This is a genomic window from Caballeronia sp. (assembly GCF_049581465.1).
GTDB lineage: Bacteria > Pseudomonadota > Gammaproteobacteria > Burkholderiales > Burkholderiaceae > Caballeronia.
The window spans coordinates 1-10145 of sequence record NZ_JBAUSA010001305.1; the positions used below are offsets into that span (position 1 = coordinate 1).

Below are 10145 nucleotides of genomic sequence, written 5' to 3' on the forward strand. Positions count from 1 at the left end.
GCTGGCCTTATCCGCGCATCGTCGCGCATCGCTGCGGCGGAAACCTCGCGCCGGAGAACACGCTTGACGCCGTAGATACCGGCGCACGGCTCGGCCTGAAAATGATCGAATTCGACGCGAAGCTCTCCGCCGATAACGTCGTGTTCCTGCTCCACGACGATCTCGTCGACCGGACGTCGAATGGACGCGGCGAGGCGAAATTGCTGAGCTACAAGGAAATCGAGCAACTCGACGCCGGCTCGTGGTTCGACCCGAGCTTTGCCCGCGCGCGCATGCCGACGCTCGAACAGGTTGCCGAACGGTGCTTCGCGCTCGGGTTAGCGGCGAATATCGAGATCAAGCCGTGTGAAGGCTGCGAAGCGGAAACGGGCCGGCTGGTCGCCGAAGAGGCGGCGCGGTTGTGGTCCTGTGCCGAGACGGCGCCGTTGTTGTCGTCGTTTTCGTATGCGGCGCTCGAAGCTGCCGCCGACGCTGCGCCCGATCTGCCGCGCGCTCTGCTCTACGACGTGGTTCCCGACGATTGGCGCGCGCAAACCGCGGCGCTGTCCTGCGTGTCGTTGCACGCGGATCACGAGATGTTGGACGAGCCATTGGTTGCGGAAATCAAGGATTCCGGCCTGCGAATTCTGGCGTACACGGTCAACGACCCGGAGCGGGCGCGCGAACTGGCCCAATGGGGTGTCGATGCAATCTGTACAGATCGAATCGATGTGATTGGGGCAGATTTTCTGGATTAAGCGTTGGAACCAAGCACGCTCGTGCAAAAAAACACGCGCGGGAAGCAACGGCAGCCTCTCCACGCGCGTTTTTACATCTGAAACAGCTACCGAAACAGCTTATCGGGCGCGGGCCAGCAGGACGCCTGCAACCAACGCCAGGCCGCCTACGAGCGCGATCGTTTGCCACGGTCTTTCGTGAATGTACGCGTCAGCGTCTTCCAGCGCCGCGCCCGCGCGGGCGCGCACCGCCGTTTGCGTGTCGTTCAGACGCGCGCGCGCCGAATCCACGGTCTTGCCAAGCTGCGTGCGCAACGCGGCAACATCCGCCGATGTGCCTTGCGACAGTGTTTCTTCAATTTCCGAAATCAGCTGACGCAGTTCGCCGCCGATGTCCTGCGCCGCTTCCCGACTATGGCGCGCAATGCGGCGTGCGCGGCGGCTGGTGGAATTCCATGAATCTCCGATGGCGTCTCGCGTGTTGGGTAGTGCGTTCATAGGATCGCTCCGTCGATGGATGAATCTTGGGTGGGCCGCAACAGGGCGGAAAAAGAAAGATGCAGCAAGTTCAATGCCGCTTCGTCCGATTTGCCCAAGATTGCGCCGGAAAGCCCTATCGCACAAGGCCCGTGAATGAGCCGCGCGCGCACGCTCAAGTGGGCAAGCCAGCGGATGTCGACAAAAACATGAGGCATGGCGCGTACGCCCCAAGTCAAATCTACACGGCCAAAAAAATATAACGGCGTCGCGGAATACTCAGTGACGCCGTTGCAAGTTACACCGCAAACCGTCTCAAGACCGCGCTTCCAGAGCCGCGTCTAGAACCGATACCCCACGTTCAAATACGTGACAATCGGGTTCAACGTAAGCTTTGCTTCAGAGTGCACAGTCAGCGTGCCCACCGGCGTCTGCGACTGCGAGGTCAGCTTCGCTGTTGCGTGAAGCGGCACGAACGAGAGCGAAAAACCGACAAACCAGTGATCGTTGAAGGAGTAAGTCAGACCCCCATTAAACACCGGCGCCCAGGAACGATCCGTGGAAACGTCGGTCGGACCATGCAGCACGTTGGCCTCGAAAGCGCTATTGGTGATCTGCGCATCGGTGAACCAGACACGCGTCACGCCGATACCTACGTAGGGCCGCCATTTCGATTGAGGCGCAAGGAAGTAATATTTGAGCAGGAGGGTCGGACTCCACTGCTTGGCCGTACCGAGCGTGCCATATTGGCTAAACGACTTCTCACCCTTCAGGTCGAATGTGGGCGGGATACCAATGACGAACTCGCCGGCAATGTGGTCGGTGACGAAGTAGCCTGCGGTGAAGCCGCCGGTGTCTGCGTTGGAGAGCCCGGCGCCCGTATTTGGCACGCTGATGTTGAGGGGTGTACCCCCGACGTTCGTTTCCTTGAGCGGGCCACTACTGTCTAGTGGAGCAAAATGGAACCAGCCGGTGGTGACGAAAAACGTGTTTGCTGACTGTGCGTGCGCAACGCCGGAAAAACAAACGAGCGCAGCGATCCCCGTGAAAACCTGCTTTATTGTCATTAAGTGTCCTCCTCCGAAAATGCCCGCTAATTATGAACACAACGTATACAACTGACCATATCTGGGGCGGAGATCGTTTTCCCTAAGAGAATTCGGCAAGAACTCGGTTCGCACGACGCTAAAAGTCTCTCCGTCGATGCGTGCCGAAAGCGTTTTCAGGTGGCCCGGACCTTGCCTCAGCGTTTCGAGGCGCGCTACGCGAGCGCCTCGAATTGCCAGAACCCGACCAACGCGCGACCAACGGAAAATCCAGCATGGCACGGCTTGCACGACTCTACGTTCCCGACCAGCCACAACTCGTTATCCTGAGGGGGCTCGCGCAGCAGCCTGCTTTCATCGACGAGCAGGATTACCAACTTTTTATCGAGTGCCTTCGCACGGCCGCTCGTGACCACCACCTGGCCATCCATGCCTACGCGCTGATGCCCGGCGCAGTGCATTTGCTCGTCACACCCCGCGACGAGGCGAGCCTTCCAAAAGCCATGCAGGCGGTCGGCCGGCGCTACGTCGCGCATTTCAATCGCCGATACGCACGGCGCGGCACGCTCTGGGAGGGCCGCTATCGGGCGACCGTCATTGAAGCGCAACAATATTTCCTGCTCGCCAGCCGGGTCGTCGAGATGGCGCCCATGCGCGCAGAACTCGTCGCCTCGCCGCAAGACTTCAAATGGTCGAGCTATCGTCATCACATCGGCATGACGCTCGACAGTCTCATCACCGATCACCCCCTCTATTGGTCACTTGCCAATACGCCGTTCGAACGCCAGCACGCGTACACCGAGTTATGCGAGCAACCCCTCGACGAGCGCGAAACCAATCGCCTTCTTCAGGCAACGCTCAAGGGCTGGGTGCTCGGCAGCGAGTCGTATCGCGAATGGGCGGGGCGTGCCGCGAACCGGCGTGTGTCTCCGCTGCCTCGCGGTCGTCCGCGCAAGATTCGCGAGACCCCTCAAGCTCAATAACGACGCTTCGAACCTAAGCTGAAGGATCAAGGAAACGGTATGACGAAATAAATCGGCATACCGTTGTTTTTAAGATCAAATTGATACGGCACTAATTAAATGGTGCAAGTACGCACCAACACGATAATAGGGGTCGTACCACACGGTTTTATTTGCCATGTAATTGATTCATCGCGTATATTTCGATTTCCGGTGGTTTTGGGCACTTTCGCCCGATTGAGCGGCCGGCTCTGCTTTCATGCGGGTTCTTGTAGGACCCGCTGTGACTGCCAAGCAACACACAACATGTTCACTGGCCGTTCGCGGCCCCCCACAGAACACGGTGCCCCATGAACGAACAATTTTCGCCCCGTCCCGGTTCCGCTCCCGTTGCGCAGGGCATGTACGACCCCGCGAACGAGCACGACGCCTGCGGCGTGGGCTTCGTCGCGCATATCAAGGGCAAGAAACGCCACGAGATCATCCAGCAGGGTCTCAAGATCCTTGAGAACCTCGATCATCGCGGCGCGGTCGGTGCCGACAAGCTGATGGGCGATGGCGCGGGCATTCTCATCCAGGTGCCCGACGCGTTTTATCGCGAGGAAATGGCCAAGCAAGGCGTGACGTTGCCGCCAGAGGGCGAATACGGCGTCGGCATGGTCTTCTTGCCGAAGGAACACGCGTCGCGTCTCGCATGCGAACAGGAGCTGGAACGTACGGTGAAGGCGGAAGGCCAGCTCGTGCTCGGCTGGCGCGACGTGCCTGTCGACGCCTCCATGCCGATTTCGCCGACCGTGAAGGCCAGCGAACCGCTGATTCGTCAGATTTTTATCGGACGCGGGAAAGATATCGTGGTGACGGATGCGCTCGAACGGAAGCTCTACGTGATCCGCAAGACCGCCAGCCACCGCATCCAGGCGCTGAAGCTCAAGCACGGCAAGGAATACTTCGTCCCGTCAATGTCCGCACGAACCATTGTTTACAAGGGTTTGCTGCTGGCCGGCCAGGTTGGCGTGTATTACCGCGATCTCCAGGATGAGCGCACCGTGTCGGCGCTGGCACTGGTGCACCAGCGCTTTTCCACCAACACGTTCCCCGCGTGGGAACTGGCTCACCCGTATCGGATGATTGCGCACAACGGCGAGATCAACACGGTAAAGGGCAACGTCAACTGGCTGAACGCGCGTACCGGCGCGATCGCCAGCTACGTGCTCGGCGACGATCTGCCGAAACTCTGGCCGTTGATCTATCCGGGCCAGTCGGACACGGCATCGTTCGACAATTGCCTCGAACTCCTGGTAATGGCCGGCTATCCGCTCGTCCACGCCATGATGATGATGATTCCCGAAGCGTGGGAACAGCACACGCTGATGGACGACAACCGTCGTGCGTTCTACGAATATCACGCCGCGATGATGGAACCGTGGGACGGCCCGGCCGCGATCGTATTTACCGACGGTCGCCAGATCGGCGCGACCCTCGACCGCAACGGCTTGCGTCCGGGGCGCTACGTCATCACCGACGACGACCTCGTCATCCTCGCGTCGGAATCCGGCGTGTTGCCGGTGCCGGAATCGAAGATCGTGCGGAAATGGCGTCTGCAGCCGGGCAAGATGTTCCTGATCGACATGGAGCAGGGCCGCATCATCGACGACAAGGAATTGAAGGACAACCTCGCGAACGGCAAGCCGTACAAGAGCTGGATCGACGCGGTGCGCATCAAGCTCGACGAAATCGAGCCGAAGGCCGAGGACGTCGAAACGCAGCGCCGCGAGGCTGCCGCGCTGCTGGATCGTCAGCAGGCGTTCGGCTACACGCAGGAAGACGTCAAGTTCCTGATGGCGCCGATGGCGCAGTCCGGCGAGGAAGCGGTCGGCTCAATGGGCAACGACTCGCCGCTCGCGGTGATGTCGAACAAGAACAAAACGCTGTATCACTATTTCAAGCAGTTGTTCGCGCAGGTCACGAACCCGCCGATCGATCCGATCCGCGAAAACATGGTGATGTCGCTGGTGTCGTTCGTCGGTCCGAAGCCGAATTTGCTCGACACGACCAACATCAACCCCACGATGCGTCTCGAAGTCTCGCAGCCCGTGCTCGACTTCAAGGACATCGCGAAGATTCGCGCCATCGACAAATACACCGGCGGCAAATTCAGCTCGTACGAGTTGAGCATCTGCTATCCGGTGGCGTGGGGCAACGAAGGCGTGGAAGCGCGCCTCGCTTCGCTGTGCGCGGAAGCCGTGGACGCCGTGAAGTCCGGCTACAACATGCTGATCGTGTCGGACCGCAAGATGGATCGCGCGAACCTCGCGATTCCTGCGCTCCTCGCAACGTCCGCCATTCACACGCATCTCGTGCAGCACGGCTTGCGTACGAGCACCGGCCTGGTCGTGGAAACGGGATCGGCGCGCGAGACGCATCACTTCGCGCTGCTTGCCGCGTACGGCGCTGAAGCCGTGCATCCGTACCTCGCGCTGGAAACGCTTGCCCAAATGGCCGAAGGCCTCAAGGGTGATCTTTCCGCCGAGAAAGCCATCTACAACTACACGAAGGCGGTTGGCAAGGGCTTGTACAAGGTCATGTCGAAGATGGGCATTTCCACGTACATGTCCTACACGGGCGCGCAGATTTTCGAAGCGGTCGGGCTCTCCAGCGAACTGGTCGAGAAGTACTTCAAGGGCACAGCGTCGAAGGTCGGCGGGATCGGTATTTTCGAAGTCGCCGAGGAAGCAATTCGCCTGCATCGCGAGGCGTTCGGCGACAACCCCGTGCTCGCGAACATGCTGGATGCGGGTGGCGAGTACGCGTTTCGCGTGCGCGGCGAAGAGCACATGTGGACGCCGGACGCCATCGCCAAGCTGCAGCATTCCACGCGCAGTAATTCGTACCAGACGTACAAGGAATACGCGCATTTGATCAACGACCAGACCCGCCGTCACATGACGTTCCGCGGTTTGTTCGAGTTCAAGGTCGATCCGGCGAAGGCCGTTCCACTGGACGAAGTCGAGTCGGCGAAGGAAATCGTCAAGCGTTTCGCGACCGGCGCGATGTCGCTCGGGTCGATCAGCACGGAAGCGCACGCAACCCTGGCCGTGGCGATGAACCGTATCGGCGGGAAGTCGAACACGGGTGAGGGCGGCGAAGACGCAAACCGGTATCGCAACGAATTGCGCGGCATTCCGATCAAGAATGGCGACACCATGAAGTCGGTCATTGGCGACGAAGTGGTCACGGATATCCCGTTGAAGGCCGGCGATTCGCTGCGCTCGAAGATCAAGCAGGTGGCGTCCGGGCGCTTCGGCGTGACGGCGGAATACCTGGCGTCGGCCGATCAGATCCAGATCAAGATGGCGCAAGGCGCGAAGCCAGGCGAAGGCGGGCAATTGCCGGGTCACAAGGTGTCGGATTACATCGGCAAGTTGCGTTATTCGGTGCCGGGCGTCGGGCTGATTTCGCCGCCGCCGCACCATGACATTTATTCGATCGAAGACCTGGCGCAGTTGATTCACGACCTGAAGAACGTGAACTCGAAGGCGGGCATTTCGGTGAAGCTCGTGTCGGAAGTGGGCGTCGGGACGGTGGCCGCGGGTGTTGCCAAGGCCAAGGCCGATCACGTGGTGATCGCGGGCCATGACGGTGGCACGGGCGCTTCGCCGTTGTCGTCGTTGAAGCACGCCGGCACGCCGTGGGAACTCGGTCTCGCCGAAACGCAGCAAACCCTGGTGCTCAACCGCCTTCGCGGCCGTATCCGCGTGCAAGCCGACGGTCAGATGAAAACGGGCCGCGACGTGGTGATCGGTGCGCTTCTCGGCGCCGATGAATTCGGTTTCGCGACTGCGCCGCTCGTCGTGCAGGGCTGCATCATGATGCGCAAGTGTCACTTGAACACGTGCCCCGTGGGGGTTGCTACGCAAGATCCGGTGCTGCGCGCGAAGTTCACGGGACAGCCTGAACACGTCGTCAACTTCTTCTTCTTCATCGCGGAAGAAGTGCGCGAGATCATGGCGCAACTGGGTATTCGCAAATTCGACGACCTGATCGGCCATGCCGAATTGCTCGACACGAAGAAGGGCGTCGAGCACTGGAAAGCGAAGGGACTCGACTTTTCGAAAGTGTTTTATCAAGTGCCGAACGACGGCAGCATCGCGACGAAGCATGTCGAAACGCAGGATCACGCGCTTGAGAAAGCGCTGGACCACGTGCTGATCGAGAAGTCGAAGGCGGCGATCGAGAAGGGCGAGCATGTTTCGTTCATCCAGCCGGTGCGCAACGTGAATCGCACGGTCGGCGCGATGTTGTCGGGTTTGATCGCGGCAAAACATGGTCACGACGGCCTCGCCGACGACACTATCCACATCCAGTTGAAGGGCACGGCCGGCCAATCCTTTGGCGCGTTCCTGGCTAAAGGCGTGACGCTGGATCTGGTTGGCGACGGCAACGACTACGTCGGCAAGGGCCTGTCGGGCGGGCGCATCATCATCCGTCCGACCAACGACTTCCGGGGCAAGTCGGAGGAAAACATCATCTGTGGCAATACCGTGTTGTATGGCGCGATCGAAGGCGAAGCCTATTTCCGCGGTGTCGCGGGCGAGCGTTTCGCCGTGCGTAACTCGGGTGCGACGGCCGTCGTAGAAGGCACCGGCGATCACGGTTGCGAGTACATGACAGGCGGTACGGTGGTGGTGCTCGGCGAAACCGGGCGCAACTTCGCGGCGGGCATGTCGGGCGGCGTGGCTTTTGTCTTCGACCCGGATGGGACGTTCGGCGCCAAATGCAACAAGGCGATGGTCGCGCTCGATCCCCTGCTGCAACAGGCGGAACAGGAACGCACTGTCGACCGCGCCTTGTGGCACATGGGTCAAACCGACGATGCGTTGCTCAAGGACCTGATCGAACGGCATTTCCAGTTCACCGGTTCGCCACGTGCGAAAGCGTTGCTTGAGAACTGGGATGCGTCGCGTCGTCAGTTCGTGAAGGTGTTCCCGACTGAATACAAGCGTGCGCTCGGTGAGATGGGCGCGAAGAAGTCGAAAGACGCCATCGCGGCCTGAGATTTTCGCTGACCTAGAACAGCCCTTCGGCGCCGTGCGCTGAAGGGCGCACTTCACCCCAATACAGAGAAAAGAGAACCACATGGGCAAGGCAACCGGTTTTCTCGAGTTCGAGCTCAAGCACGAGGCGTACGAAGCGCCGCTCGCTCGCGTCAAGCATTACAAGGAATTCATCCACGCACTCTCCGACGCGGACGCGAAGGTCCAGGGCGCGCGTTGCATGGATTGCGGCATCCCGTTCTGCAACAACGGCTGTCCGGTGAACAACATCATCCCGGACTTTAACGATCTGGTTTTCCGGGAAGACTGGAAATCCGCCATCGAAGTCCTGCATTCGACGAATAATTTCCCCGAGTTCACGGGCCGCATTTGCCCGGCGCCGTGCGAAACGGCGTGCACGCTCGGCATCATCGACGATCCGGTAGGCATCAAGTCAATCGAGCACGCGATCATCGATAAAGCCTGGACCGAAGGTTGGGTCGCGCCGCTGCCGCCGAAGCACAAGACCGGCAAGAAAGTGGCCGTCGTCGGGTCAGGCCCCGCTGGACTCGCTGCCGCGCAGCAATTGGCGCGTGTTGGGCATGACGTCACCGTGTTCGAGAAGAACGATCGGATCGGCGGGTTGCTGCGCTATGGCATCCCCGATTTCAAGCTTGAGAAATGGCTTATCGACCGCCGCATGCGCCAGATGGAAGGCGAAGGCGTCGTGTTCCGGACCAGCGTGTTGATCGGCAAGGATCCGTTGCCGGGGCATATCGCGAATGCCGCGCGCGAAACCATTACGCCTGACGAACTGCGCGAGCAATTCGATGCCGTGGTGATTGCCGGTGGCTCGGAAATGCCCCGTGATTTGCCGGTGCCGGGCCGCGAGCTGTCGGGCATTCACTACGCAATGGAATTCCTGCCGCTGCAAAACAAGATCAATGCCGGCGATTCGGTGGTCGATCAATTGATCGCCAAAGGCAAGCATGTCGTCGTGATTGGTGGCGGCGATACGGGTTCGGATTGCGTGGGAACGTCGAATCGGCATGGTGCTAAAAGCGTCACGCAGTTTGAATTGCTCGCGCAGCCGCCTGAATCGGAAAACAAGCCACTGGTTTGGCCTTACTGGCCAATCAAGTTGCGCACGTCTTCTTCGCATGAGGAGGGGTGTGAACGGGATTGGTCGGTCGCGACCAAGCGCTTTGAAGGCAAGAACGGGAAGGTTGAAAAGCTGATCGCCGTGCGGGTCGAATGGAAGGGCGGGAAGATGCAAGAAGTGGCTGGATCGGAGTTTGAAATGAAAGCCGATCTCGTGTTGCTCGCCATGGGTTTTACGCAACCGCTTTCGCCGGTTCTGGATGCTTTTGGCGTCGATAAGGACGCGCGTGGAAATGTGCGTGCTGCTACCGAAGGCGACCGTGCGTACTTTACTTCCGTCGACAAGGTCTTTACCGCTGGCGACATGCGGCGCGGACAATCGTTGGTTGTCTGGGCGATTCGCGAAGGTCGGCAGTGTGCGCGTTCTGTCGACGCGTTCTTGATGGGGAGCAGTGAGTTGCCGCGGTAGTCAGTTTGCTCGCGGGACGCTTTCTTTAAACCGGGCTGCTTTTTGGCCCGGTTTTTTGTTGTGGGTTGCGCGGGCTAACGCCGAGATTATATTTGCGGCAATTTGACGTGGTGTTGAACGAGCCTCCGACCTGCTGCTTCAGCGCCTTCCGCGTTGACCTATACGTCACAAAGATTATGAACACGTCTCACCCGTTGGTTAGACGAATGAGGCGCACTCTGCTCACACCGCGTTCGGACGTAGCTTAAAACTTTCCAAGATTGCGTCCCAGAGGGCTAGGGCTTCTTCTTCGCTTAACGCCGCAGTTTCGCGCTTGTAGGTCTGCTTATTCTCTTCCACAC

Annotated in this window: 7 protein-coding genes; 4 read left to right on the forward strand and 3 right to left on the reverse strand. The window is 59.8% G+C overall.

Translation table 11 applies throughout. The features are described 5' to 3' along the window. Nucleotides 1-737, forward strand: a 737-nt coding sequence (gene ugpQ, locus WCA53_RS31655) for a glycerophosphodiester phosphodiesterase (RefSeq protein ID WP_423920978.1), incomplete at its 5' end; no start/stop codon positions are given. Between the two features lie 99 nt (nucleotides 738-836). Here ugpQ and WCA53_RS31660 read toward each other — a convergent pair. Together WCA53_RS31660 and WCA53_RS31665 are read right to left on the reverse strand one after the other, a co-directional pair. Next, nucleotides 837-1214 (reverse strand): DUF883 family protein, encoded by a 378-nt coding sequence (locus tag WCA53_RS31660; RefSeq protein WP_423920983.1) that lies wholly within the window; start codon nucleotides 1212-1214, stop codon nucleotides 837-839. Nucleotides 1215-1534: 320 nt separating this feature from the next. Beyond that, on the reverse strand, nucleotides 1535-2260 hold the full coding sequence (locus WCA53_RS31665) for an OmpW/AlkL family protein (RefSeq protein ID WP_423920988.1): 726 nt from the start codon (nucleotides 2258-2260) through the stop codon (nucleotides 1535-1537). Between the two features lie 254 nt (nucleotides 2261-2514). Between WCA53_RS31665 and WCA53_RS31670 the strand changes: the two genes are divergently transcribed. The 3 genes from WCA53_RS31670 (at nucleotide 2515) to WCA53_RS31680 (ending at nucleotide 9804) form a co-directional block, all read left to right on the forward strand. Next, nucleotides 2515-3222: a transposase gene (locus tag WCA53_RS31670; RefSeq protein WP_423920991.1), complete on the forward strand. Its 708-nt coding sequence runs from the start codon at nucleotides 2515-2517 to the stop codon at nucleotides 3220-3222. Nucleotides 3223-3551: 329 nt separating this feature from the next. Then, nucleotides 3552-8255: a glutamate synthase-related protein gene (locus WCA53_RS31675; RefSeq protein ID WP_423920994.1), complete on the forward strand. Its 4704-nt coding sequence runs from the start codon at nucleotides 3552-3554 to the stop codon at nucleotides 8253-8255. 82 nt (nucleotides 8256-8337) lie between these two features. Then, nucleotides 8338-9804 carry a glutamate synthase subunit beta gene (locus WCA53_RS31680; RefSeq protein ID WP_423920997.1) on the forward strand — a complete coding sequence of 489 codons (1467 nt, stop codon included), beginning with the start codon at nucleotides 8338-8340 and terminating at the stop codon, nucleotides 9802-9804. A gap of 222 nt (nucleotides 9805-10026) precedes the next feature. Here WCA53_RS31680 and WCA53_RS31685 read toward each other — a convergent pair whose 3' ends face one another. Beyond that, entirely contained in the window at nucleotides 10027-10143 is a 117-nt protein-coding gene (locus tag WCA53_RS31685; RefSeq protein ID WP_423921000.1) for a T6SS immunity protein Tli4 family protein, read from the reverse strand. Between the last annotated feature and the right edge of the window lie 2 nt (nucleotides 10144-10145).

Excerpts from the sequence above, each read along its gene's own strand:
- WCA53_RS31680 (WP_423920997.1), top strand. The coding sequence starts at position 8,338 with ATGGGCAAGGCAACCGGTTTTCTCGAGTTCGAGCTCAAGCACGAGGCG.
- WCA53_RS31660 (WP_423920983.1), bottom strand. The coding sequence starts at position 1,214 with ATGAACGCACTACCCAACACGCGAGACGCCATCGGAGATTCATGGAAT.
- WCA53_RS31665 (WP_423920988.1), bottom strand. The coding sequence starts at position 2,260 with ATGACAATAAAGCAGGTTTTCACGGGGATCGCTGCGCTCGTTTGTTTT.
- WCA53_RS31670 (WP_423920991.1), top strand. The coding sequence starts at position 2,515 with ATGGCACGGCTTGCACGACTCTACGTTCCCGACCAGCCACAACTCGTT.
- WCA53_RS31675 (WP_423920994.1), top strand. The coding sequence starts at position 3,552 with ATGAACGAACAATTTTCGCCCCGTCCCGGTTCCGCTCCCGTTGCGCAG.